Here is a 23,903-nt window from a genome sequence, read left to right as displayed (position 1 = left end):
TTCTTACTTTTTTCTCTATTCATTTTCGGCAAGCTCGGCCAAGTAAGACCAACGCTCAATTAATTGTTCAAGCTTTTCATTAAAGTCTGCTTCCTGTCTCATTAGATCCTGAGCCCTAGTGAAATCACTTCCGGTTGAAGCCATTTCCAAGGCTATTTCCTCAAGACGTGCTTCAGTTTGAGCAATAACGCTATCTATTTCTTCCCACTCTTTTTTCTCCATGTAGGTCATTTTTTTCTTTTTTTCTTTTTCCGGCGCTTTAGACGGCTGGTTTGCGATAATTTTAGTCCTGCCAGTTTCAAGCTCTGTCTCTTTTTCTAAGTATTCCGTGTAATTCCCATAGAAAGTATCGATTTTTCCTTCTCCCTGAAGAATAAGAAGCTGCTCGGCTACTTTATCAAGGAAATACCGATCATGGGAGACAGTTATGACTACACCGGGGAATTCTTCGAGATAATCCTCAAGAACGGTTAAGGTTTGAGTGTCAAGATCATTCGTTGGTTCGTCTAACAAAAGAACATTCGGAGCACTCATCAATATTTTTAATAAGTATAATCTTCGTTTTTCTCCTCCGGAAAGTTTTCGTATTGGGGTCCCATGCGAATATGGAGGAAATAGAAAACGTTCAAGCATTTGGGCGGCTGAGATTGTTTTTCCATCCGATGTTTCCACAATTTGCGCCGTTTCTTTAATGTATTCAATCATCCGCTTGTTTTCATCCATATCTTCGCTTTCCTGTGTATAATAAGCGATTTTAACCGTTTGCCCCATGATGAATTCACCTTCATCCAGCGGGATTCGTTTAGCTAGGATATTTAATATGGTGGATTTCCCTGTTCCATTTCTTCCGATAATCCCAAAGCGGTCTCCAGGCTTCACTAGCAAATCAAAATGATCTAAGATTGTTTTTTCCGGGTAACGCTTTGAAGCATCTTTCAGCTCAAAAACCTGCTTACCCAGTCTGCTGCCATTTAGCGTAATATCAAGCTTTTCATTGGATGACTTCCCGCTTGAAAGCTTTTCATCAAGTTCATCAAATCGTTGAATCCTTGCCTTTTGCTTAGTTGTTCTTGCTTTTGCGCCGCGTCTAATCCACTCGAGCTCTCTTCTAAATAGATTTTTTCTTTTTTCAAAAACAGCTGCTTCATTTTCTTCGCGAATTGCCTTTGATTCTAAGAAGGCAGCATAATTTCCTTTGTAGCTATAGAGGGATCCGCCATCTAATTCAAACATTCTGTTAGCAACCCGGTCTAAAAAGTAACGATCATGCGTTACTAGCAAAATAGAGCCGTTATACCTGCTTAAATAATCTTCCAACCATTTAACCGTATCAAAATCGAGATGGTTTGTCGGTTCATCTAAAATAAGCAAATCAGGTTCTGCAATTAATACCTGAGCCAGAGCAACCCGTTTTTTTTGCCCGCCTGATAGATTTCCAATTTTCTCGCCAAAAGCTTCAATGCCTAATTTCATTAAAATCGATTTTGCATTTGTACTGGCATCCCATGCATCAAGCGTATCCATTTGCTTTTGTAATCGAAAAAGCTCTTCCTGCACTTTTGAATCATTTGGTGCAGCATGAAGCTTTAACAGTGTTTTTTCATATTCACGCATCAGCCTTAAAATCGGAGCATCTCCGATAAAAACTTGTTCCAGTACGGTTTTGTCGGGATCGAACTCCGGCTGTTGGTCTAAAAAGGATATTGAGTAGTCTTTACCGGTAATAATTTTACCGTCATCAGGTAAATCTCTGCCTGCGACAATTTTCAGCAGTGAGGATTTACCGGTTCCATTGACACCAATAAGTCCAACACGTTCTTTTTCAGCTATGGTAAAGGAAATATCATTAAATAATTGTTTTTCTCCATATGTTTTTGAAACATTTTCAACTGTGAGCATTTTCATTGTAATTGACCATTCCATTCATAAGAAAATTGCAACAGATAGTTCTCCATTATTTTTTGACGGCTCTCTGCCATTTTCCTTGCTGTTTCAGTATTTAGTAAATCTTTTAGTTTAAGCAGTTTTTCATAGAAATGATTGATACTTGATGATTTTCCTTTTCGATATTCTTCAAGGCTCATTTCATCCCTGACATTGATTTTAGGGTCGTAGATAAGCTGTCCTTTTTTTCCGCCGTAGGCAAATGCTCTGGCAATCCCTATTGCTCCGATTGCGTCCAATCGGTCAGCATCCTGAACGATTTTTGCTTCAACTGTTTGGAGCACCGTTTTCCGGCCGCCCTTATAGGATATGGAAGCAATTATTTGTCTGATATGATCTAGCTCTTCTGCTGATAAAGAAATAGTTTGTAAAAAAGCGTTTAGTTTTACCTCTCCTATCATGGCACTTTCATTTAATTTTTCATCAGATATATCATGAAGGAGTGCCGCCATTTCGATAATGAACGGGTCTCCCGCCTTTTCTTGGTTACAAATGTGTAAAGCATTCCTTCTTACACGGTCTACATGATACCAATCATGCCCGGTTACATCTTCACCTAAATCGTTACGGACGTATAGCTCCGTTTGTTCAATTATTTGTTGTTTCATTTTAAGGGCACCTTCTTTCATCCATGCTATTTTAACATGAAAAACGGAGATTAATAAAAGACAAAGAAACGGTTTAGCGGAAATATCAATAAATTTTGCGGTATTAATTGGATATTATTTGGAACTACTTTAAGGTATAAATAAGAAAATCCGCGGAATTATCGAAAATTCCACGGAAAAAGAAAGGACTTTCTTTACCAGTTGATTTACTCTATTATTCCTGTAAACCAGCTTATTCCCAGGGTATTTTCCCCTGCATGTACACCAATTACCGCTCCTAAAGGAGAGCAAATAAACTCCAAATGCGGAAATTTTTCCTTCAGCTCATCCCTCCAATGAACAGCCTGTTCTTCATGTAATCCATACATGATATTAACTTCGTTAAATCGATGCGTTTCATACGATAACCGTAAATACTCAACTATTTTCTCTTTTGCTTTTTTCTCACTTCTTGTCTTTTCTTTTACCCTTAATGCACCTTTTTCGAAGGTAATAATGGGTTTTACATTTAACATACTTCCCAGAAAGAATTGTAATCCTGACATCCTGCCACTGCGATGAAGCTGTTCTAAACTGCCAACCAATACATAAGTTTCATTCGTTGCCCGAATCGTTTCGAGTCGGGCAATTACATGATCAATGCCGTTTCCATCTTGCATCCATTTCATGCCCATTTTTAATAAAGCAGTCATTGGATAAGTAAGAATGTTTGAATCAAAGGTTGTAACAGGGATGGACACGAGTTTTGCAGCTTGCTCACTCGAGGATACCGTACCGCTTAATTTTCCGGACAATAGAACGGCTACGATTTGGTCGTAGTCCTTAGAAAGTTGTTCATATAAGGTTTGAAAAGCACCCATGGAAGGCTGTGAAGTTTTTGGAGGGGTCTTCAACTGCTTTAATCTTAAAAATAGCTGTTCTGCAGTTAAATCAATACCATCAGAAAATTCTTCATCATCAAGTAAAATCGTTAGAGGTACAATATATAAATCCGGATGTTTTTTTAATTCTTCGTCTAAATAGGCCGTGCTATCCGTTACCCACGCCGTCCTTACCAACGTCATCTCCCCTTATATAAATAGAATTAAAACTTTTCCGATTCTAAAACTTATAATTAATCGTAACTTCAAATTAGAATATTGTAAATATTTTAAATTTATAATGAAAACTCACCGAGTGGCGGACAAACGAAGAGGCTGACTTTGTCAGCCTCAGATTGTCGAGAAAGGGTATTTTTCTCTGCAATTTTTTATTTTGTCAGAATCTAAATACCAAATTTATTGATTCTCCCTGCTAATATGCCTGTTGATTTCCGCTCCGGGCACTCGCTTTCCGCGGGGAGGTCCTGGAGCCTCCTCGGCGCTTTTGGCGCCTGCGGGGTCTCCAGTGACCTCTCTATCCCGCAGGAGTCGATTGCCCTCCGCTCCAATCTACAGGGAGGCAAATCAACCTAAAGTATTGCAACACACTTTTTCTAACTACATTTCCAGGAGTAACGAATACATCAGTAATAATGTTAAATTTCATATCAGTAGTCCGGTAATCAAGATAACAGAACATTTCCTGCTTATTTTCACGGAACATAAAACCACATTCAGGGTCTGTTGTACTGACTCTTATTTCCTTAATCTCTTTTACTTCCTCCTTTTCTTTAAATGGCTTTTTTCCGTGTTTAATTCTATCCTCTTCTATTGCCTTGTTTAAGTCTTCAAAATATTCTCGAGTATCCGCTTCCACTTCGTGTTTTGTATACTTATTTTTATTTGCATTTGCCTTTAAATGAGTTGAATCCGTAAATTAAACACGACCGACCACCATCTTGTGATTCATTGCAAGAAGAACAATCTCATCAAAAATCTCCTGAAAAATATTTGTATCCTTAAAACGGTGTTGACGATTCCGGCTAATCGTAGAGTGATGAGGTACTGGATCCTTGAATTTCAGACCTAAAACCAGCGGTAGGCAACGTTTGTTCTAATTTCCCTTTCTAGTTGACGTTCAGAACGAATGCCGTAAATATAACCAATAAACATCATTTTAAAAAGAATAAGAGGATCAGTAGGGCGCCCATTATCATCGCTGTAATAAGGACGGATCTTTTCAAGAAGAAACGAAAAGTTAATATATTTTTCAATCAAACGAAGAAGATGGTCATCAGGTACCAATTCATCAATTGAAACAAATTCATATTCACTTTGGCTAGACTCTTTTGGCTTAAACATTGAATTCTCCACTTATTTTTTTATTTATTAGTTGAACTGAAGGTCTGTATTGAAAACACTCTGTTGATTGGAGCGGAAGGCACGAAGACTCCTGCGGGAGTACGGGGCAGGGGAGACCCCGCAGGAGCAAAGCGACGAGGAGGCTTCCCGGCACGCCCGCGGAAAGAGAAGTGCCTGGAGCGCAAATCAACAGACATGTTGAAACCGATATACTAATAATATCACAACAAATTAACGCGGTGAATTGTTAAAATAATTGAATAAAAAAATTGGCTGCCGAGGGTTTTTCGACAGCCTGAGGCTGACTTTGTCAGCCTCTTCTCATTGTGTAAATTATTTATTTGAATTTTTGCATGATTGCAATTGTTTTAAGGTAGTAATCATAAATTCAGTCATCTCTACCAAATCATCCATTTGCTCTTCACTGATTAATCGATCAAATTCCACTGTTATGACATTCTTTTTCTTTTTTTCATTCTTTAATGGATTAAATTGAACCGATTGATTAATTTTTCTTGTTTCTCCCCAAATATCCACAAGGATTTTCTGTATATTTATGTAATTCTCTTTTTTATCGTCGTGTTCAAGCAAAAAAAGCAATCTTACCTGGCATCCTCCCTGATTTTCAGTAAGTGACCCCTGTAGAAGCTCCGCTGCCAAATTAATAAGCTGCGACTCCATTTCTATTTTTGCCGTAACAGAATTCCCTTCACTATTTGGAAGTGTAAAACAAATATCGAACCGGCGCGACAATTTTGCCATATTCATGATGTCGTTTCGGTCTGTAATGATAATTTCTCCAATAATGTCCATATCGTATAAAGCACCCTCAATAACCACTTTCATGTTATCGAAGGCTGTTGGATCAAACACAGGTTTCACCTCAATTCTTTAGAACAGGCCTATTGCATTTCCGTTTTCATCTACATCCATTTTTAAAGCAGCCGGCCTTTTCGGAAGACCTGGCATAGTCATAAGCTCTCCTGTCAAAGCAACAATAAATCCGGCACCAATGGATGGTTTAAATTCCCTAACGGTGACGGTAAAATCAACCGGTCTGCCTAATTTCGTTGGATCATCTGATAAGGAATACTGCGATTTAGCCATACAAACAGCCAAATTGGACCAACCAAGTTGTTCAAACTCAAGAAGTTGTTTTTTTGCCTTTGGAGAAAACTCGGCATCCTTCCCCCCATAAACCTTTCGAACGATGGTTCGGACTTTTGTATCAATCGAATCTGATATGTCGTATAAAGGATGAAACTTGTTTTCTTCCTTATCAATGACCTTTAAAATCATTTCTGCCAGCTCAATTCCACCTTCTCCACCTTTCTCCCAAACTTCAGTTAAGGCTGCCGGGACATTCTCTCGCTTGCACCATTCGAGCAAGGTATTTATCTCCTGATCAGTGTCAGTAATGAATTTGTTGATGGCAACAACTGTTGGCAAACCGAAACTTTTAATTGTCTCAATATGTTTTTGCAGGTTCGCAAACCCAAGGGTAAGAGCAGGAATGTTTTCTTGAGATAACTCAGCTTTTGGAACCCCTCCATGCATTTTTAAAGCCCTGATCGTTGCGACAATGACAACAGCTTCAGGTTTAATGCCCGCACTTGGTGATTTAATATGTAAAAACTTTTCCGCTCCTAAATCTGCACCAAATCCTGCCTCAGTAATAACATAATCAGCTAATTTGGAGGCTGCAAGGGTAGCAATTACGCTATTACACCCGTGAGCAATATTGGCAAACGGGCCGCCATGTACAAGCGCAGGCGTATGTTCGATTGTTTGGACCAGATTCGGTTTTACCGCCTCTTTAAGTAACAGTGTTAAAGCACCTTCAACTCCAAGGTCAGCAACTGTTACTGGTTTCTTTTTATAATTATAAGCAATAACCATTCTTGATAATCGTAATTTTAAATCCTTCAAATCGGAAGCCAAACATAATACAGCCATAATTTCTGAAGCAACTGTAATATCAAAACCATCTTCCCTCGGAATTCCTTGAAGAGGTCCGCCAAGACCGATAATGACTTTTCGCAGTGCTCTGTCATTTAAATCGACCGCACGTTTCCATACGATCCGCCTTTGATCAATTTGAAGCTCATTACCTTGTTGCAAATGATTATCAATTAATGCTGCAAGTGCATTATTGGCAGTCGTAATGGCATGCAGGTCGCCAGTGAAATGCAAATTAATATCTTCCATAGGCAGTACTTGAGAATATCCGCCGCCGGTTGCTCCGCCTTTAATTCCCATTGTTGGTCCTAATGAAGGTTCACGCATTGCTATCATTACTTTTTTTCCAATGCGGTTGAAGGCATCACCTAGCCCGACCGTTACAGTAGACTTCCCCTCTCCGGCAGGTGTTGGATTTATTGAAGTAACAAGAATGATTTTGCCGTTATCATTTGTTTTTATTTTTGCTAAAGCTTCATTTGAAATTTTCGCTTTGTATTTTCCAAAAAGCTCAAGGTCATCCTCTTCCAAGCCAACCTTATTAGCAATTTCGACAATCGGCTTCATTGTTGATTCTTGTGCAATTTCAATGTCGGACTTAACTGATGTCTTCATTTCCAACTTAATCCCTCACATTTCTTTAAAAAATAAAAACGCCCAAAATTATTGTAACAAATCAACAATTTGTTAAGATATTTAATTATGAACAAATTATATACCTTTTCTGAATTTATTATTATGTTTATAATGTTAATGACCGAATTTTAAAAAAATATCAAATTTAATATCCCTAACGGCTATTAAATGTATTATATTATTTTTATTAATCTGAAAAAAAGGGGATAGTCACTTGCCTATTAATATACCTAAGCTCTTACCGGCACGAGAAATTCTGGAACTGGAAAATATTTTCATCATGGACGATGAACGGGCAAATTGCCAAGACATAAGACCATTAAATATTCTGATTTTAAATTTAATGCCTGAAAAGGAAGTAGCGGAAACCCAACTTTTACGACACTTGGGTAATACGCCACTGCAAATCAATGTCAAATTTTTAAAGACCAACTCTTATGAATCTACCCATACTAGTAAGCAGCATCTGGAACAGTTTTATACAACCTTTTCTGATATCAAAAACCATAAATTTGACGGCATGATCATTACGGGTGCTCCCGTTGAGCTACTAGAATTCGAGCAAGTAAAATATTGGGATGAGTTAAAAGAAATAATGGACTGGTCTAAAACCAATGTTACCTCGACATTACATATTTGTTGGGGGGCACAGGCCTCACTTTACTATCATTATGACATTGATAAATTTGAATTGACGCGAAAATGCTCAGGTATTTATTCGCACAGGATTTTTGAACAAAATGATATCCTTTTACGGGGCTTTGATGATCAGTTTTATGCTCCACATTCCCGTTATACGGATATATCCATTGAGGAAATTAAAAATAATCCTGAATTAAAGCTGTTAGCTGCATCAGAAGAGGCAGGGGCTTTATTAATTGCATCACGTGACAGGAAGCATGTGATGATAACAGGACATTTGGAATACGAATCTGATTCGCTTGCACAGGAATATAAAAGAGATGTTAATAAAGGACTGAAAATTCATATCCCTGAAAACTATTTTCCTAATAATGATCCAAGCGAGCCGCCAATAAATCGTTGGCGATCCCACGGCCATTTATTCTTTTCAAACTGGCTGAATTATTATGTTTATCAGGAAACGCCATTTATATGGGAATAGCGAGCAGAGGCGGACCGAATTATGGCCCGCCTTTTTCTTTCTTCAATTAAGGCTATTTTCGCATAGATTGTTGTTTTTCGTATAAGTTTATCACCCGTATAATTAGAAGTTTCGTGGCATCTTTTCGTAAGAACATTTGCGAAAATTGCCTAGAAACTTAGTAAATGAACTTTATTAAGATTTAAAAGCAACAAGGTTACGAAAAGAGCCTCAATTAAAAAACCTAAATCCCTTTTTGTTTATTATTCGTACAATGTAGAAAGAATAAAAGTAAAAGGGAGGAATTGCAGTGGAAAAATTAGTAGCCATTCATCGTAATCATTTTGGGGACATTATTAGCTTTGTTACTTCTGAAGGTCGGGTTATTTCTTATCGAAAAGCCTTAATGGAGGCGGAAAGTGGATTACTTGATGGAGTACAAGCAAAAATAGACACTCATGGCCATGTTTATTTAATGCCGGACATGGAGCAATCATTTGATCATTATCCAAACTTATTTTAAAAAGCACCCGGCATTGCCGGGTGCTTCCTTTTTATTCATTTTCATTTTGTTTTTGAATGTCTTTTAATGCTTCAATGCGGGAATGATCCTCTTCAAAGAACTGTACAAGATCACCAATACGGTCAATTGAATCCCAGCTTAAATGGTGCTCAATCCCCTCTACATCATTATAAATGTTTTCATTTTTTACACCGATAATTTTTAGTAGCTGTTCAAGCAATTCATGCCTATAAACCAATCGCTTACCAATTTTTTTACCTTTCGATGTTAAAATAAGCCCTCTATATTTTTCATAGACTAAATACTCGTCTTTATCTAGTTTTTGAACCATTTTTGTTACTGAGGAGGGATGAACAGACAACGCTTCCGCTATATCAGAGACTCGAGCGTATCCTTTTTCTTCAATCAAAATATAAATTTGTTCGATATAATCTTCCATACTAGGTGTTGGCATCCCGTACCCTCCATTAAAAATAATCATTAAAAGTGTACTATATATAAATTTTAGTGACAAGGTACTTTATCACTTTACCTTCAATTTATTAAAACTTCAAGATAAGTGAAATTTTTAATTTATTTGATATGCACTTCTTCAAATAAAAATCTAACTTTTTTTTCCTTTTCATCTAAGTAAAGACTTGCATTAAAGATTTTTTCATTATTCGTAAAGCCCTCGATCGGGTCGGTTTTTCCCACTGAAAGCAGCAATTTTATGTTCTTTTGGGTAATATTTTTTCCTAATATTTTTTTGGAAATGGTGAAGTCGCATTTATTCGTTTTAAAATTCGTACAGCCATAAAAGTTTCCCTTATCGACAATCGAACCATCACATTTTTTGCAAGGTCCCAATTTTGTAAATGCCCTTGTTTTCTTTTTCACAGGCGAAAAGTTTCCTCGAATCTCTTCAGAAAATGCCCAATTTGCTGAATGGCCAATTCCGGACGAAATCAAATGCATGACCATTTTTTGTGTTTGTTCCATAAAATGCTTAGGGGAAGCTGACCCTTCTGATATTTCTTTGAGCTTCTGTTCCCATTTGGCAGTCATTTCCGGTGATGCAAGAATTTCTTGACCAATTGCCTCGATGAGTATTTTTGCTTTTGCCGTCGCATAAACTAAATTCTTATTGACTTCAATGTAAAGACGGTCCTTTAGCATGGTAATAATTCCGGCCCTTGTTGCTTCTGTACCAAGACCCTCAGTCCTCGTCAGTATTTTCTCAAGCTCTTTATCTTCGATATGTCTTCCCGCCGTTTTCATTAAGGTTATTAGCTGACCTTCGGTATAGCGCTTGGGCGGCTGTGTCTGACTTTCTTTTACTTCTACTTTTTTCGTTAGTCCCTGCTCTCCTTTTGAGAGGGGAGGGAGTGATGGTTCATCATCATGGTCCTTCTGCTGCAGGACTCTCCTCCATCCTTCATCTAATTGGACCTTACCTTTCGAAATAAATGCTGCACGTCCATCTACCAAGGTCGTAACAGTAGTATATTCTGCCACTGCTTTATTATAGTGGGCAGCAATTAAGCTTGTTACAACTAAATCATAGATTTTCCGTTCGTCCGGCCCAAGTTTGCTGACATTCGGTATTTGATCGGTTGGAATAATTGCATAGTGGTCCGTAACCTTTTTTTCATTCACATATCTTTTATTTTCCATAAGAGAGCTGACCGGTAATGGAAAAAATGTTTCAAAATCTTTAATTTTACTTAACTTGTTAAGAATATCCGGGAAAGTATTAGCCTCTTCTTTTGTTACGTAACGAGAATCCGAACGAGGATATGAAACATTTCCTTTTTGGTAGAGTTTTTGAAGGACATCCAGAGTTTTTTTCGGTGAGAATTTAAAACGCTTATTTGCTTCTGCCTGTAAGGCAGATAAATTATAAAGCAGAGGAGGTAAAAATTCCTTTCTTTCCGAAAGAACCTCTGAGACCTCCGCAGGCTTTTCCCGACAAAAAGCAGCCACTTTCTCAGCTAATTCTTTGGTTTTAACTCGAGTTTCTCTATCATTCTGCCACTTTCCGTTATATTTTTTGCCATTTATTAAAAAATGAGCATTGACCTCCCAAAACGGCTCCGATTTAAAATTCTCAATCTCCATTTCCCGTTTAACAATGAGGGCGAGGGTTGGTGTCTGTACCCTTCCTACTGAAAAAACGTCCGAAAAGCCCTGTTTTTGAAGAAGCAGGCTATAGAGCCTTGAGGCGTTCATGCCAACGACCCAATCAGAACACGCTCTCGTATAGGCTTCAAAATATAGGCTTCGAGTATCCTGCTCATCCAAAAGCTTTTTAAACCCTTCTCTGATAGCATTTGGTGTTAAAGAAGAAATCCACAGTCTTTTCATTGGTTTGCGGCATCTTATTAACTTGAGAATATTCCGGACAATTAATTCTCCTTCTCTTCCTGCATCACCTGCATGAATTATTTCCGTGACCGCCGGATTCGAAACCAGTTTTTTGATGACAGCAAACTGCTTTGCTTTATCTTTTGTTACCTCGTATTCAAATTGTTCAGGTAGCATCGGTAATGTCTCTAACGACCATTTCTTCCATCCGGATTGATACTTTTCAGGCGATACTAGTTGACAAAGATGTCCTATTGCCCAAGTTACATAGGCACCATTGTTAAATAATTCATTTGGAAAAATTTCAATAAAACCATTCTGTTTTTTATGCTTAAAAATTGAAGCTAGGGTAGACCCTTGATCCGGTTTTTCGGCAATAATTAATTTCATAATGATTGCTCCTCTTTTTTAAAGCTTCCCAGATTCCATTTTACCCATTCTCATTATTAATCGTAAAGAGGGAATGATAACAACAAAACAAATCCCTTTCAGCCAATTGTTTAGACTGAAAGGGATAGAAGGCTTTATATTTTCTTAAGTGGTTTTAAAGTTGCATTCTGATTATACCAATTTTCTTCAGGAATAATATTTGAAACTGTTAAAATAAATGAGGGTATTCTCTCAACATCAATAACAATGGCTTCACCTTTTTGGGTAAACATGAGTAATGCATCTCCATGTGAAAAAGCTGATAATTCATTCGCAATATTGATTAATGACAGCAATATTTCTTGTTTTTCATCATTTACAAGCAACAGCTGCGGTGTGAATCTTAAAATCCATTCTTCACCCTTAATTGAAAAACGGTACACGCTGTCCCCACCTTCTACATGTAAATATATTTATTTAAACATTATGAGAAAGTGAGAATTTTATGTTAAAACAAAGTTAAATTTCAGAATTTACAAAAAATTATACAAACCCTTCATATTTTGGGTAAAAAACCGTTTACATTCCTTGACTGACCAAAATCATTGATGTATATTTAAATCGTCATGTAACAATGAACAAAGCATATATAATGCGAGCTTTGAAACATGATAATATTTAACTTGGCACTCGTAAAGAAGTGTCTTGAAAGGCTTAGGAGGAAGAAGTACATGCAAAACGGTAAAGTAAAATGGTTCAACAACGAAAAAGGTTTCGGTTTTATCGAAGTTGAAGGCGGCGACGATGTATTCGTACACTTTAGTGCAATTCAAGGTGATGGCTTTAAATCATTAGAAGAAGGCCAAGAAGTTTCTTTCGAAATCGTTGAAGGAAACCGCGGACCACAAGCTGCTAACGTAGTAAAACTTTAATCCTAAAATTATAATAACCAATAAAAGGCTAACGAAGTCCGTTGGCCTTTTTTATTCGCTTATTTTTCCATAATTTGAACTGTGGTTTTATGATAGTTTTTTCCCATATTCCTGCAGCTTTTCTCCAACCGTACATTGTGAAATACAAAAACGGTGTGCCAATCTCCGGCCTCCCTCTTTTTTTAAATGCTGATGCAAAAAACAGCCCTCACAGTATTCGCCCATTAAGTTTTCAACATGACTTAATAATTCCCTTCTTTCTGAATTCTTCATAAGTTTGGCACCCCCGTTTTCTTATAAAATTAATGTTTTGGCAAAAATTTCTTTCCCCTCTAATGCTTGGGTGGCCAATTTATCAGCTTCTTTGTTATCTTTCCTTGAAACGGCCGTATACTTCGGTTCAATTCCGAGTGCTTTTATCTTTTCCTCAATTCTATCAAGCCAGCGATTCAGTGTTTCTTCGTAACAAGGCCATTCACCCTCTAACTGTTTTAATACTACTTGTGAATCACCTTTAAATTCACAAGAAAGATGATGGACTCCTAAATCCTCTAAAATATTTAAAGCATAGTAAAAAGCAGCATATTCTGCTTCATTGTTTGTTTCCATTTCATCAAATCGTTCATTGGCCCGGATTCGGTATTTCTTTTTTCCTTGCTTGAAAAAAATAACTGCACCGAGGCCTGCTTGATTCGTTTCCTTTTGAAACCCGCCATCAAAATAAACAATAATCTCATGAGGATCTTCCTCGATTTCCGTTAGCAGCTTTTTCATTTCCTTCAAAATCCAAGATGTCCCTTTTTCATCATAAAAATACAGGTCACTTGCTTTACCCGACTTTTCAAGCTCTTCTCCAGCAAGGATAGCTATATCACCAGAAACCCATTCAGAAGAAAACTGAATTTTTTCGCTTCCTTTTAATTGATGTTTCCATTCAAGCCTATATTTCATTTTTGCCAGCCTCTCTTGAAATAATTTCGATATTAAATAGTAATGGGATCCTCTACTATTAAACGTCTTTTCTTACTATACTATGTTTAGTTATTTATTCTTATCATACCCAGTTTATTAATGTAGTAATAGAATTAATCTATTCCTGCATGAAAGTGTTATTATATGATAAACTTTTCAGTAAATACTTACATGGAGGATACCATTTTGATTGAAGTATATATAGACGGAGCTAGCGCCGGTAATCCAGGACCAAGCGGTGCCGGAATTTTTATTAAAGGTAATGGAACAGTTGAAAAATATTCGATCCCTCTAGGAATCATGTCTAATCATGAGGCAGAATATCATGCACTGATCAAAGCATTAGAAATATGTTTAGATAAAGGGTTTTCAAGTACACTGGTCTCATTTCGAACGGATTCAGAATTAGTCAATAGGGCTATCGAAAAAGAATTTGTTAAAAACAAACTCTATATTCCCTTATTGGAAAAGGCATTAGACCTATCAAAAAAGTTCGATTTGTTTTTTATGAAATGGATTCCTAGTATTGAAAATAAAGTTGCTGATGAGCTTGCAAGAACGGCCATCCGAAAAAATACATTGGGGGAACAGTAGGCATCATGAAAAAACCTATTTTTGCAGATATCAGCTTGCTTTTTGTCACATTATTTTGGGGTACTACCTTTGTTTTAGTCCAAAATGCGATTGATTCGCTTGAACCGTTTTCATTTAACGGAATTCGTTTTTTAGCTGCTGCCATTTTACTTATTATATGTCTTTTTATTTTTGAGAGGAAACAGCTAAAGCTTATGAATGTCAAATTAGTTTTTTCAGGAGTTTTCATCGGATTTTGGCTTTTCCTTGGTTATGCAACCCAAACCAATGGGTTATTATATACAACAACTTCAAAAGCGGGATTTATAACAGGCTTAAATGTTATTTTTGTTCCCTTGTTCTCATTATTTTTATTCAAACAATATCCAAATAAAAATGCAGTATTTGGTGTATTGACTGCTACAGTTGGTCTTTTTCTGTTAACAATGACAGATGTCACAGGCTTAACTATGGGCGATGGTTTTGTGTTTATTTGTGCGATCAGTTTTGCTTTACAAATTATTTTCACAGGAAAATATAGCAGTAAGTATCCAACCTTATTATTAACTGTCATTCAAATTACCACCGTTGCCATTTTATCAATAGTTTCTGCTTTTCTTTTTGAGAATTGGAAAAAGTCAATTAATATGAAGATTTTGCTTTCACATGATGTATTAATTGCCTTAATCATTACAAGCATTTTTGCAACTGCGATTGCCTTTTTTGTCCAAACCAATTTTCAAAAATATACCTCGGCTACCAGGGTTGCATTAATTTTTGCCATGGAACCCGTTTTTGCAGCGATTACAGGTTATTTTTGGGCACATGACCGCTTATCTTATAGTGCTTTATTCGGCTGTCTGCTCATCTTTGCCGGCATGGTTTTTGCTGAGCTTCCAACGGGCAAAAATCCCTTATTATTAAGAAAAAAAAACAGCTTGGAAGGCTAATATGAAAAGCGGAAGCGCCCGTTTAGCAGCGTAAGGACTTCTCCTTATCCAAAAAAACTCCCTTTTTCGGATTAGAAGGGAGTTTTTTCTTATGCCTATATTGCCATTAATTCTTTTTCTTTGACAAATTTTATGGCATCTTTTCTTGACTTTATCTTGTTCAACATTAATGTTTCTAGCAATGAGACATAAAAACTGCAATCAAAGCTTTTTTGTGCTTTTAATGTCAGCTCAATGGCTGTGTTAATCATTTCATCAGGAGCATTGGTATAGTGTTTTCCAAAGTATATAAAACCAATTGCATCCTCTTGAAATTGAAATCCTTTTCCTTGCAAGTAGTGCAAAAATTCTTCCACTGTCCGCACAGACCAAAACATCCCTCTCCATACAATCTACAACATCCCTTTAAAATCTTAACTTAAAATTCGACCATTTTCTATCCTTTTTTGTCCAGGCATGGCCGGCAATTCCAACTAATACACCTAATAATGCACCCCCGACTACTTCTTCCGGCCGGTGACCCAACATTTCTTTTAATCTTTTTGGAGTATTTTGTTTAAATTCCACAGTTTCCTCTTTTCGGATTTTCTCCATTAAATCATTCAATGAATTCACTTTTAAGGTTAGTTCACCAGTTTGACGGCGAATGCCTTGTGCATCGTACATTACAATTAACCCGTAAATAAGTGAGAGAGCAAAATCAAAGGTAGGCAATCCCTGCCGTAGTGCAATATACGTTGTAAGCGTAGATACACCTGCCGAATGTGAGCTGGGCATACCGCCTGTTTCGAAAAATAGCTCAGGACGCCATTCCTTCTTTTTATAATAATGAATTGGAATTTTCATTCCTTGTGCCAGTCCAATGCTAAAAAGTGCTAAATAAACACCTTTGTTCATTTGATCACCTCTACCAATAGTGTTCGAATGCCTGAGTTTTATTATTCCCACTGGAAATACTAACATCACAGGAGGTGATCATGGATGAGTAAAAACCAAAATAGAAATCGCGGTGTCAAAGCTCTCGGGGTAAACCCGCAAGGATACGGACAGGATGCCGAATTTGCTGAGGAACCAAAGAGTAAATTAGAAAATGCCGCCAAAAAGAAAAATACAAAATAACGATAATTTGCCATTTTATATTGATTGAAAAGTAAAAAAGGTTGTCTCTGATTGAGACAACCTTACTTATGAAACATATGCTTCATCCAATGGCAATATTCGTTGCAAACCGCGAAGCTCTAATTCCATTAATTTATTCAATGCTTTTTCCTTTTCAATTCTAAGACCGGCCTCTTCTAAGTCGCAGTTAACGGGAACATCGCACTTAATTTCTGCCAATGTTCTCGATAAATGAAGCATTTCCAGATCCTGTTCAATTTTTGTCTTATTTGATTTTGAAAGGTTATCCAGATTGGAAATAATCCCTTCAACATGCTCAAATTCCTGTAAGAGCTTAAGGGCCGTTTTTTCTCCAATCCCTTTTACCCCCGGATAATTATCACTTGGGTCACCCATTAAAGCTTTTAAATCAATCATTTGCCGAGGTTTAATCCCTTTTTCTTCAAAAAAAGTTTCAGGTGTATGAACAAGGTAATTGCCATATCCTTTTTTCAATAAAATAACTGAAATATTCTCTTCCAGTAACTGAAGAATATCTTGATCACCCGTTAAAATTGAGACATTGGCATCATTTTTGGCCTGATTAGCTATCGTTCCAATACAGTCATCTGCTTCATAGCCTGCTAATCCGATATTTGGTATATCGAACGAAGAAACTACTTCTTTTACTAAATCAAATTGCGGTATAAGTTCAACAGGTGCTTCTCCCCGATTTCCCTTATAATCCGAGAAAATTTCAGTACGAAAGGTTTTACTGCCCATATCCCAACAAACTGCAAGATGTGTTGGCTTAAAGGAAGATACTGCGGTAAATAAATGCTTAACAAAGCCATGGATTCCATTGGTTGGAATTCCTTTTGAATTTATCATAAATTGCCCTGTAACGGCAGTAGCGTAAAAAGCACGAAATAACAGAGCCATTCCATCTACAAGCATGAGCGAAGGCTTTTGATTTTCCAATTTTTAGTCCTCCTTAAATGAAAAACAACATGTTTTTCATTATAACATAAGTCAGCCCAAAAAATTAGTTAATTTCATTTTCTTCATAGGAAATCCAGTCACTAAAACTTCCAACGTAGAGCTTAACTTTTTCAAAACCGGCCTCTTTTAACGCTAAAAAATTCGGCACGGCCGTCACACCTGAACCACAGTAAACAATAACCCGGTTTTCAGTATCAATCTCCGAAAACCTTTGTTTTTGTTCTTCAACCGCCTTATATTGGCCGTGACGAAGTCCCTCGAACCATGGCTTGTTAATGGCTCCAGGAATATGCCCTGCTTTTTTATCAATCGGTTCCTCAATTCCCAAAAATCTTTTTTCCTCTCGGGAATCAATCAAAATTACGTTATTCGTCCCGCCTAATGCGGCAGCTTTTACTTCTTCCATATCTGCTAATAAATCTGCATCGTTGTTAACATGAAAATTTGCCCTTGCAAAGATAGGAATTTCTGCTGAAACAGGAAAGTTCGCTTCATTCCAGGCTTTAAATCCCCCATTAAGCACGTACACTTTCTCATGACCAAGGTAGTGAAGAAGCCACCAAAAACGAGCCGCATAGGCGCCTTCACCATTATCATAAGCAACTACAATCGTATGCTCATCAATGCCGGCCTGCTCAAGCTTACCCACAAACTCGTCTACGTTTGGCAATGGGTGTCTTCCCCCATGCTCACCGACATCACCCGATAAATCTTTTTCAAGATCAAAAAAAACCGCACCGGAAATATGGCTAATATCATAATCTTTTTTGCCTTTTTCCGGTTCTGCAAGTGAAAAGCGACAGTCAACAATCCTTACATTATTTTCGTTTAAATTTTTCAGCAACCACTCTTTGTCGAGAACAAATTTCATTTTAGCTCCCCCTCATTTATTAAAATTCCTCTAATTTTTGCTTTATTTGAATCAAATGATCTAAAGAAATATCCCCATCTAATGCCGAAAGAAGACTTAAGTAAAAATCGTCTGTCTGCCTGGTTATTTCGCTTAATAACCGATTAAATTCGTTCGTCAGCACTTCAGCATAATAGCTTTTCATACGATTTTTTTCATTGCTTAAATACTCGTCTGCTTTTAATGATAACGTATTATAAAGCTCATCACTCATAAGTTTCTTTTCATTTTTTTCAAAAAAAGCTTTTGGATTTTTAAAATAGGACAAAGCTTTGGTAAACATTTGCTTATTTAGATTTTTAAAGGCAGAATCGAAGTCAATCATTCCTTCATGGTCCATTTCAAACTTAGAATACGAAAGATCTTCATTGATTTCATGTAACCCTCGAATTACCACTGCTTGGTAATCAGACAGTAACTTTTCTGCAAAATTGTCCAATCGAACGGTTGTAGCTCTCATTTCCTGAGCGAAATCAAAACCGAGACTTTCCAGAAATTCATCAAGAGCCGTTTGTACTGCCTTTTTCAAATTGCGTCCATCATCTCGAAGCGTTGCCGGATTAAAGGCCTCTTTAAAGAAATCACTAAAACGAAGAAATACTCTTTGTTTAATATAAAAAATAAGCTCTTCGGATTCATGGAACAAACGATTCTGCAAGCTTTCTACTCCATTTTTTCCCAAAAACCCTTCAATCATCGTTTTTTGCTTTTCAATATCGAGTCTTTTTTGTTCTTTAATGGTCTTGTTTTCCTGTGCACTATGAATAAGTTTTATAACCAATTCTTGGACACGTCTTAATTCATTTCCTGCAGCGTTAATAGCCATTTCTGTTAAATCAGTTGAAATAAATTGGTAAAACGCACGCTCAAATAGGAACATTCCTGAGTGAGACTCGTTTGCAGCCTGAATTTTTTCATTGATTGCCAGCAGACTTGATAATGAAAATAGATGTGGATTTCTAATGCCATATTTAACAAGCTGTTCTTTAACATAAGCAGCAACTGTCTCTTTTTCTTCTTCACTATCAGCAAGATCAATGGCATTAATAATAAAGAACATTTTATCCATTTGAAAGGAATCCTTCACCCTGCCAAGTTGAATTAAAAACTCCCTGTCTGCCTTTGAAAAAGCGTGGTTGTAATAGGTTACAAACAAAATCGCATCCGAGTTCTTAATGTATTCAAAAGCTACACCTGTATGACGGGCATTGATGGAATCGGCACCGGGTGTATCAACGAGCGTGACTCCTTTTCGGGTTAATTCACAATCATAATACAGTTCAATCCATTCGATGAAGCAGGATTTCTCTTCTTTAGCGACAAAATCGCTAAATTCATTTAAATCTGTTTCCAAGACTGTCCCTAGATGTTTTACATAAAGGTCGAAACCTCTGTTAAATGCCTGCAAAAAGGCAAAATGGGTTTTCTCCGGGACACCTTCTTGTCCTTGTTCAACCATGATCCGGTCAATTGTTTTAGAAGCTTCTTCAAAATTGCCTGCCTGTAAATCAAACACTTTTAAAGAACGGTTTATATCCTCAAGCATTGCAGCTTCTTCTTTAAATTTAACGAGAACCGTTCCGTGATGATACATTTCAGTAACCGGTTTTATTTTATTAATTGTTGCAGTCGTGGGGTTCGGTGATACCGGCAGGACTTTTTCTCCCATTAAGGCATTTGCAAAAGAAGATTTGCCCGCGCTGAAGGCACCAAATAACGCCACAGTAAAGCCCTTATTCTCCAATCTCTCCGCTTTTTCCTCCAGTTCCTTACTGAGCTTTTGAAACCCTGGCAGGTCATTGATTAGCCCGGATGATTTATGGAGTTGATCGATCATTTGTTTTAAATAGGGATTTTCCAACTGGACCGTCCCATTTTGACTTTTGGCAGCGGAAAAAGACTGAGAAACTTTAGGGATGGAAGTTTCAATATTAGGCACACTTACCTTAGCCTGACCTTTAATCACTTCCACTTCCTCTTCTACTTGATTAAACAAATGATACTGATCATCCGGGATGATTTTTACCTGTGTTAGTAACGCTTCCAATCTTTTTTCTTTGAGTGTCATTCTCTCTTCAAATTTATTGAGTTCAGTTAATGCATTTACATATTGCTCAATCCTTATAAATTCCTTATTATACTGTTCTCTTTGTTTAGTTGTTTTTTCACCTAATGACTTCAATAATAAAACTTTAAATTCAGATATCTCATCTCTTGCCATTTTTTTTATTACATTAGCAACATCTTCTGTGTAGTGAAGGATATATTCACCGGAAACCCTGGCACCGGTCTTTACTGTATGAACCAATAAATCGGTGGAAATTTGGATCGAGAAGGCCTGAGCTTTTGCCGTTAATTCGTTATCGTCAAGACCTTTTTCCTTTAAGATACAAAGCAAATACTCGCGTAAATGCCACTCAAGCTGTGATTTTGTTTTCTCAAGCATATCTTGATAGAAACGTTCAAGTCTTAAATTCTTTTCTTCGATCGTTTTTTGTTTTGAAAATAAAAATCCGACCTTAAATTCCGGCTGACATGATACAAGGAAAGCCTCCGCCAATTCTCTTGTTTGGAATGGCATTAAATAAGCGTTCTTCAATATTTTTGTAATTTCCTGATCAAAATCCTTCTGCGTTTTTTCGATTTCCTCCGTAATAGTCTTTAGGGACAACCGGAGGTCCCGGTAGACTTGAGTTATTTCCTTTTGTTCCTCTTCAGATAATTCATTTAAAGGTTCTAAAATTGGAAGCAATTCTTCTTCTTCCACTTTCCGAGACAGATATAAATGATCCATGGTTATTTTTTTTAAGGAATGAAAAACAGACGGCATTAATAAGTGATCCTTAGCGGCCAATTTATTAAAAATAAATTCCTGCAGCCCGTTAAATTCATTAAACTGGTGGTTTGGATTTTTCAATGATGTATAAAAGATTCGAGCTGGCTTTACGCCCCATGAGGCAAACGAATCCATCACACTCTTTTGAAAATCTTGGAAACTCAGTTCTTCATCTTTATGTTTATCAATTTGGTTAATGACCAAATAGACTTCTTTTCCTGCTTCTGTTAATTCTTTTGTAAATAAAAAGTTTAATTCCGCTTGGACATGGTTATAATCCATTACATAAAAAATAAGATCGGCCAGATGCAGCGCTGATTCCGTGGCAATCCTATGAGCATCATCAGCAGAATCGATGCCGGGGGTATCCATTATAACCGCATTTGCGGGTAATCCGGAATCAGCGTGGCTGATCTCAATTTCCTCTATTTGGTCTCCATCTTTGCAATAATTTTTTACTAATTCATAATCATATGGTTCCAGGTAAATGCGTGGTTTTTCATTTTTGAAGATTACCTTTGCATATTCTTCACCGCTTTTTACTTTTACGAGATTTGCACTGGTCGGAATAGGGCTGGATGGCAATAAATTTTCACCAATCACACGATTAATCATCGTCGATTTCCCGGCAGAAAAATGCCCGCAAAATGCAATTGTGTACTCACCATTTTCCATTTTTTTTGCTAGTTGCTTTATTTTTTCGGCCTGATCGTAATCCTTATTTTCAATTATGTTTTCATATATAGAAATAATTTTACTTTTTAATGTTTGAATGGTTTCTTGCTGGTTCGCTGTTTGGACCATGAATCTAATTCCCCTTAAAAGATAGTTATAATTTTATTTTATACGATTTTTCAAACTTTTCCTATCTTGATAACCATATTAGTGATTTTTTTCATAGTGTTCATCCATTTTGACATTTTTTACCTAGCACTACTAAATAAAAAAAACCAGAGATTGCTCCCTGGCGTTAATTAGGAATTAAATTAATTAATGTGATATGTTCCTTAAGACGTGTCTCATGACAAATGCATAAATAATAACCGTGCCGCCAACTAAAGCAAGAGTCATTTATTACACCTTCCTTATCCGTATTCTCAATGAGAATGATTTTCATCGTTAATTAAAGTTTAACATAGGTGATAATCATTTTCAACATAACTATGTTAACTGTCACATTTATTTAACAACTTTGGGAGAAAGCGATTACAATTTTGGAATATCCCTTCATATTCAGTCAACTTCTTCAGTGCTACTTCTTCTTCCGGAATACGGATTGACAGCATGATGAAATTTAGAAATGTAAAAAGTACAGCCGTAATATAAGCTCCAAACAGCAATGGCACGACGGTCAGCTCTATAGATACGACAAAATAGTTAGGATGCTTAATATAACGGTATGGCCCTTTCCTAACAACGCCGGCATTTGGTAATACAATAATTTTTGTATTCCAATATTTACCTAAAGAAAAAATGGCCCAAATCCTAATTATTTGCGCGATCGAAAAAATGAGAACTAAAACTGGCCAAATGTAGGATAATTCTCTGTTAAATAAAATTTTTTCAAGGCATAAAGAAATAAAAAATAACATATGCATCCACACTATGTACCGATAATGCTTCCTACCAAATTCGATTGCACCTCGTTGCTTCATCCATTTTTCGTTTCGTCTTGCTATAAATAGTTCTATAATACGCTGAACAATGATAATGGCCAAGAAAGCAAGAAATGGGATGAAATCCTTCATTTAAATCCACCTCATTAAAAGCAATTCTGAACTAAAGCCCGGTCCCAGTGCTGTACCAAGTCCATGTGCTCCTTTTTTTATATCCAACTCCATAACCTGTTTCAACACATATAAAATCGTTGCTGAGGACATGTTACCAAACTGCTTTAGAACTTTAAGGGAAAGGTCCGTCATTGATGCAGGGAGCCCAAGCGATTTTACATAAGCATCTAAAACCTTTTTTCCACCCGGGTGGGCAATAAAATAGTCGATTTGCCCCATTTCCATATGATTGTCAGCTAAAAACCCGCTAACATTCGGCTTTAACCATTCTTCAACAATATGTGGAATATCACGCGAAAATATTACAAATAAGCCTTCATTTCTGATATCCCACCCCATGACATCCAGGGAATTCGGCATTAGTGTTGATTGTGTTCCAATAATAGACGGTGAGGCTCTCTTTTTTCTAAACTCTGCAATATTTACAGCATCACCGCAAACCAATGCACAGGCAATTCCATCGGAAAAAAGAGAAGTACCGATTAGATTACTTTTTGAAAGGTCATTTCTTTGAAAGGTTAAACTACAGAGTTCAACGGATAATACAAGAACTTTTGCTTGAGGAAATGCCAGACAATACTCATAAGCTCTCGATAATCCAACAGCTCCGCCGGCACATCCAAGCCCCCAAATCGGTGTCCGTTTTGTGTGGGAGGTAAACGGCAGCTGATTCATGATTCTTGCTTCAATACTGGGAGTGGCAATTCCTGTAGTCGAGATATAAAAAATAGCGTCAATCTCCTCACAAGGAATGCACTTTTCTAAGAAACTGTTATTAGTTAAACACTTCTCGATTGCTTCCCTTCCCAGTTCGACCGCTGATTCAATATAGGTATTATTCTTCTCTTCAAATGAGTATTCCTGTTTAAACCATTCAATATTCTTGACAAAATGTCTCGTTTCAACCTGTCCATTTTGAAACGCTTTTAAGAGCCGTTCGATATCCTTAAATGATTCAGAAAACAGCTCTCGAGCAAATTCCGAAGCTTGTTCTTGTTTTATTTCAAACGGAGGGACTGCCTCAGCAACTGAAATGATCGATGGCATCTTGATTTCTCCTTTAATGTATATGAGGATATTTTTTCCAGAAACTTAAAAATTATGCGGATTCCTTGCAGCAATATGTAAAGG

The 23,903-nt window shown here is 36.9% G+C and carries 23 protein-coding genes and 1 pseudogene; 6 read left to right on the top strand and 18 right to left on the bottom strand.

Features of this window, described 5'->3' with window-relative positions:
* Positions 1-15 precede the first annotated feature (15 nt).
* From AC3ANV_RS09100 to AC3ANV_RS09075, 6 genes and pseudogenes are all read right to left on the bottom strand, one after another.
* Positions 16-1,905: an ABC-F family ATP-binding cassette domain-containing protein gene (locus AC3ANV_RS09100; protein WP_488313299.1), complete on the bottom strand. Its 1,890-nt coding sequence runs from the start codon at positions 1,903-1,905 to the stop codon at positions 16-18.
* A complete protein-coding gene (locus AC3ANV_RS09095; RefSeq protein WP_488313298.1) occupies positions 1,902-2,552 on the bottom strand; it encodes an HD domain-containing protein in 651 nt (216 codons plus the stop codon). Before AC3ANV_RS09095 ends, AC3ANV_RS09100 begins: the two co-directional genes overlap by 4 nt.
* 206 nt (positions 2,553-2,758) lie before the next feature.
* Entirely contained in the window at positions 2,759-3,610 is an 852-nt protein-coding gene (locus AC3ANV_RS09090; RefSeq protein ID WP_488313297.1) for a DegV family protein, read from the bottom strand.
* A 421-nt stretch (positions 3,611-4,031) separates the two neighbouring features.
* A pseudogene (locus AC3ANV_RS09085) lies at positions 4,032-4,774 on the bottom strand (transposase); the annotation flags it as partial.
* Positions 4,775-5,107: 333 nt separating this feature from the next.
* The gene (locus tag AC3ANV_RS09080) at positions 5,108-5,647 is read right to left on the bottom strand and encodes a hypothetical protein (RefSeq protein ID WP_488313296.1); all 540 of its coding nucleotides are present in this window, start codon (positions 5,645-5,647) and stop codon (positions 5,108-5,110) included.
* Positions 5,648-5,665: 18 nt separating this feature from the next.
* Positions 5,666-7,348, bottom strand: a complete 1,683-nt coding sequence (locus tag AC3ANV_RS09075; protein WP_488313295.1) for a formate--tetrahydrofolate ligase — start codon at positions 7,346-7,348, stop codon at positions 5,666-5,668.
* A gap of 235 nt (positions 7,349-7,583) precedes the next feature.
* Between AC3ANV_RS09075 and metA the strand changes: the two genes are divergently transcribed.
* Both metA and AC3ANV_RS09065 read left to right on the top strand, forming a co-directional pair.
* The gene (metA, locus tag AC3ANV_RS09070) at positions 7,584-8,492 is read left to right on the top strand and encodes a homoserine O-acetyltransferase MetA (protein ID WP_488313294.1); all 909 of its coding nucleotides are present in this window, start codon (positions 7,584-7,586) and stop codon (positions 8,490-8,492) included.
* Positions 8,493-8,781: 289 nt separating this feature from the next.
* Positions 8,782-8,994, top strand: a complete 213-nt coding sequence (locus tag AC3ANV_RS09065; protein ID WP_488313293.1) for a DUF3892 domain-containing protein — start codon at positions 8,782-8,784, stop codon at positions 8,992-8,994.
* Between the two features lie 31 nt (positions 8,995-9,025).
* Here AC3ANV_RS09065 and mntR read toward each other — a convergent pair whose 3' ends face one another.
* The 3 genes from mntR to AC3ANV_RS09050 all read right to left on the bottom strand — a co-directional run bounded on the left by mntR (position 9,026) and on the right by AC3ANV_RS09050 (position 12,152).
* Positions 9,026-9,448 (bottom strand): transcriptional regulator MntR, encoded by a 423-nt coding sequence (mntR, locus tag AC3ANV_RS09060; RefSeq protein ID WP_488313292.1) that lies wholly within the window; start codon positions 9,446-9,448, stop codon positions 9,026-9,028.
* Positions 9,449-9,567: 119 nt separating this feature from the next.
* Positions 9,568-11,730: a DNA topoisomerase III gene (locus tag AC3ANV_RS09055; RefSeq protein ID WP_488313291.1), complete on the bottom strand. Its 2,163-nt coding sequence runs from the start codon at positions 11,728-11,730 to the stop codon at positions 9,568-9,570.
* A 134-nt stretch (positions 11,731-11,864) separates the two neighbouring features.
* Positions 11,865-12,152, bottom strand: a complete 288-nt coding sequence (locus AC3ANV_RS09050) for a hypothetical protein (RefSeq protein WP_488313290.1) — start codon at positions 12,150-12,152, stop codon at positions 11,865-11,867.
* Between the two features lie 288 nt (positions 12,153-12,440).
* Between AC3ANV_RS09050 and cspD the strand changes: the two genes are divergently transcribed.
* Complete coding sequence (cspD, locus tag AC3ANV_RS09045) at positions 12,441-12,641, top strand: cold-shock protein CspD (RefSeq protein ID WP_071459908.1); 201 nt, start codon at positions 12,441-12,443, stop codon at positions 12,639-12,641.
* A gap of 87 nt (positions 12,642-12,728) precedes the next feature.
* Here cspD and AC3ANV_RS09040 read toward each other — a convergent pair whose 3' ends face one another.
* Together AC3ANV_RS09040 and AC3ANV_RS09035 are read right to left on the bottom strand one after the other, a co-directional pair.
* Positions 12,729-12,914: a zinc-finger domain-containing protein gene (locus tag AC3ANV_RS09040; RefSeq protein ID WP_488313289.1), complete on the bottom strand. Its 186-nt coding sequence runs from the start codon at positions 12,912-12,914 to the stop codon at positions 12,729-12,731.
* Between the two features lie 21 nt (positions 12,915-12,935).
* A complete protein-coding gene (locus AC3ANV_RS09035; RefSeq protein ID WP_488313288.1) occupies positions 12,936-13,592 on the bottom strand; it encodes a reverse transcriptase-like protein in 657 nt (218 codons plus the stop codon).
* A gap of 207 nt (positions 13,593-13,799) precedes the next feature.
* Here AC3ANV_RS09035 and AC3ANV_RS09030 point away from each other — a divergent pair, with 207 nt between their 5' ends.
* Positions 13,800-14,207 carry a reverse transcriptase-like protein gene (locus tag AC3ANV_RS09030; RefSeq protein WP_488313287.1) on the top strand — a complete coding sequence of 136 codons (408 nt, stop codon included), beginning with the start codon at positions 13,800-13,802 and terminating at the stop codon, positions 14,205-14,207.
* Between the two features lie 5 nt (positions 14,208-14,212).
* Complete coding sequence (locus tag AC3ANV_RS09025; protein ID WP_488313286.1) at positions 14,213-15,136, top strand: DMT family transporter; 924 nt, start codon at positions 14,213-14,215, stop codon at positions 15,134-15,136.
* 95 nt (positions 15,137-15,231) lie between these two features.
* Here AC3ANV_RS09025 and AC3ANV_RS09020 read toward each other — a convergent pair whose 3' ends face one another.
* Together AC3ANV_RS09020 and AC3ANV_RS09015 are read right to left on the bottom strand one after the other, a co-directional pair.
* A complete protein-coding gene (locus AC3ANV_RS09020) occupies positions 15,232-15,513 on the bottom strand; it encodes a DUF6123 family protein (protein ID WP_488313285.1) in 282 nt (93 codons plus the stop codon).
* Between the two features lie 28 nt (positions 15,514-15,541).
* Positions 15,542-16,033 carry a divergent PAP2 family protein gene (locus AC3ANV_RS09015; RefSeq protein ID WP_488313284.1) on the bottom strand — a complete coding sequence of 164 codons (492 nt, stop codon included), beginning with the start codon at positions 16,031-16,033 and terminating at the stop codon, positions 15,542-15,544.
* Positions 16,034-16,117: 84 nt separating this feature from the next.
* On the opposite strand from AC3ANV_RS09015, the gene sspL reads away from it, so the two are divergent.
* Complete coding sequence (gene sspL / locus AC3ANV_RS09010) at positions 16,118-16,255, top strand: small, acid-soluble spore protein L (RefSeq protein ID WP_488313283.1); 138 nt, start codon at positions 16,118-16,120, stop codon at positions 16,253-16,255.
* Positions 16,256-16,321: 66 nt separating this feature from the next.
* On the opposite strand, the gene AC3ANV_RS09005 is transcribed toward sspL, so the two are convergent.
* From AC3ANV_RS09005 to AC3ANV_RS08985, 5 genes are all read right to left on the bottom strand, one after another.
* Positions 16,322-17,215, bottom strand: a complete 894-nt coding sequence (locus AC3ANV_RS09005; RefSeq protein ID WP_488313282.1) for a 5'-3' exonuclease — start codon at positions 17,213-17,215, stop codon at positions 16,322-16,324.
* Between the two features lie 64 nt (positions 17,216-17,279).
* Positions 17,280-18,107, bottom strand: a complete 828-nt coding sequence (locus AC3ANV_RS09000; protein WP_488313281.1) for a sulfurtransferase — start codon at positions 18,105-18,107, stop codon at positions 17,280-17,282.
* Positions 18,108-18,126: 19 nt separating this feature from the next.
* Positions 18,127-21,786, bottom strand: a complete 3,660-nt coding sequence (locus AC3ANV_RS08995) for a dynamin family protein (protein WP_488313280.1) — start codon at positions 21,784-21,786, stop codon at positions 18,127-18,129.
* 362 nt (positions 21,787-22,148) lie between these two features.
* On the bottom strand, positions 22,149-22,730 hold the full coding sequence (locus AC3ANV_RS08990) for an isoprenylcysteine carboxyl methyltransferase family protein (RefSeq protein ID WP_488313279.1): 582 nt from the start codon (positions 22,728-22,730) through the stop codon (positions 22,149-22,151).
* Positions 22,731-23,819 (bottom strand): type III polyketide synthase, encoded by a 1,089-nt coding sequence (locus AC3ANV_RS08985; protein WP_488313278.1) that lies wholly within the window; start codon positions 23,817-23,819, stop codon positions 22,731-22,733. It lies immediately after the preceding gene.
* Positions 23,820-23,903 lie beyond the last annotated feature (84 nt).

The sequence above is a fragment of the Neobacillus sp. DFD-2R genome, from assembly GCF_057747865.1.
This window is presented reverse-complemented; position numbering and strand designations above follow the sequence as displayed.

What these genes read in the sequence shown, in the direction of transcription:
- AC3ANV_RS09100 (WP_488313299.1), bottom strand. Translation starts at nt 1,905, where the DNA reads ATGAAAATGCTCACAGTTGAAAATGTTTCAAAAACATATGGAGAAAAA.
- AC3ANV_RS09095 (WP_488313298.1), bottom strand. Translation starts at nt 2,552, where the DNA reads ATGAAACAACAAATAATTGAACAAACGGAGCTATACGTCCGTAACGAT.
- AC3ANV_RS09075 (WP_488313295.1), bottom strand. Translation starts at nt 7,348, where the DNA reads ATGAAGACATCAGTTAAGTCCGACATTGAAATTGCACAAGAATCAACA.
- mntR (WP_488313292.1), bottom strand. Translation starts at nt 9,448, where the DNA reads ATGCCAACACCTAGTATGGAAGATTATATCGAACAAATTTATATTTTG.
- AC3ANV_RS09055 (WP_488313291.1), bottom strand. Translation starts at nt 11,730, where the DNA reads ATGAAATTAATTATTGCCGAAAAACCGGATCAAGGGTCTACCCTAGCT.
- cspD (WP_071459908.1), top strand. Translation starts at nt 12,441, where the DNA reads ATGCAAAACGGTAAAGTAAAATGGTTCAACAACGAAAAAGGTTTCGGT.
- AC3ANV_RS09040 (WP_488313289.1), bottom strand. Translation starts at nt 12,914, where the DNA reads ATGAAGAATTCAGAAAGAAGGGAATTATTAAGTCATGTTGAAAACTTA.
- AC3ANV_RS09035 (WP_488313288.1), bottom strand. Translation starts at nt 13,592, where the DNA reads ATGAAATATAGGCTTGAATGGAAACATCAATTAAAAGGAAGCGAAAAA.
- AC3ANV_RS09025 (WP_488313286.1), top strand. Translation starts at nt 14,213, where the DNA reads ATGAAAAAACCTATTTTTGCAGATATCAGCTTGCTTTTTGTCACATTA.
- AC3ANV_RS09020 (WP_488313285.1), bottom strand. Translation starts at nt 15,513, where the DNA reads ATGTTTTGGTCTGTGCGGACAGTGGAAGAATTTTTGCACTACTTGCAA.
- AC3ANV_RS09015 (WP_488313284.1), bottom strand. Translation starts at nt 16,033, where the DNA reads ATGAACAAAGGTGTTTATTTAGCACTTTTTAGCATTGGACTGGCACAA.
- sspL (WP_488313283.1), top strand. Translation starts at nt 16,118, where the DNA reads ATGAGTAAAAACCAAAATAGAAATCGCGGTGTCAAAGCTCTCGGGGTA.
- AC3ANV_RS09000 (WP_488313281.1), bottom strand. Translation starts at nt 18,107, where the DNA reads ATGAAATTTGTTCTCGACAAAGAGTGGTTGCTGAAAAATTTAAACGAA.
- AC3ANV_RS08995 (WP_488313280.1), bottom strand. Translation starts at nt 21,786, where the DNA reads ATGGTCCAAACAGCGAACCAGCAAGAAACCATTCAAACATTAAAAAGT.
- AC3ANV_RS08990 (WP_488313279.1), bottom strand. Translation starts at nt 22,730, where the DNA reads ATGAAGGATTTCATCCCATTTCTTGCTTTCTTGGCCATTATCATTGTT.
- AC3ANV_RS08985 (WP_488313278.1), bottom strand. Translation starts at nt 23,819, where the DNA reads ATGCCATCGATCATTTCAGTTGCTGAGGCAGTCCCTCCGTTTGAAATA.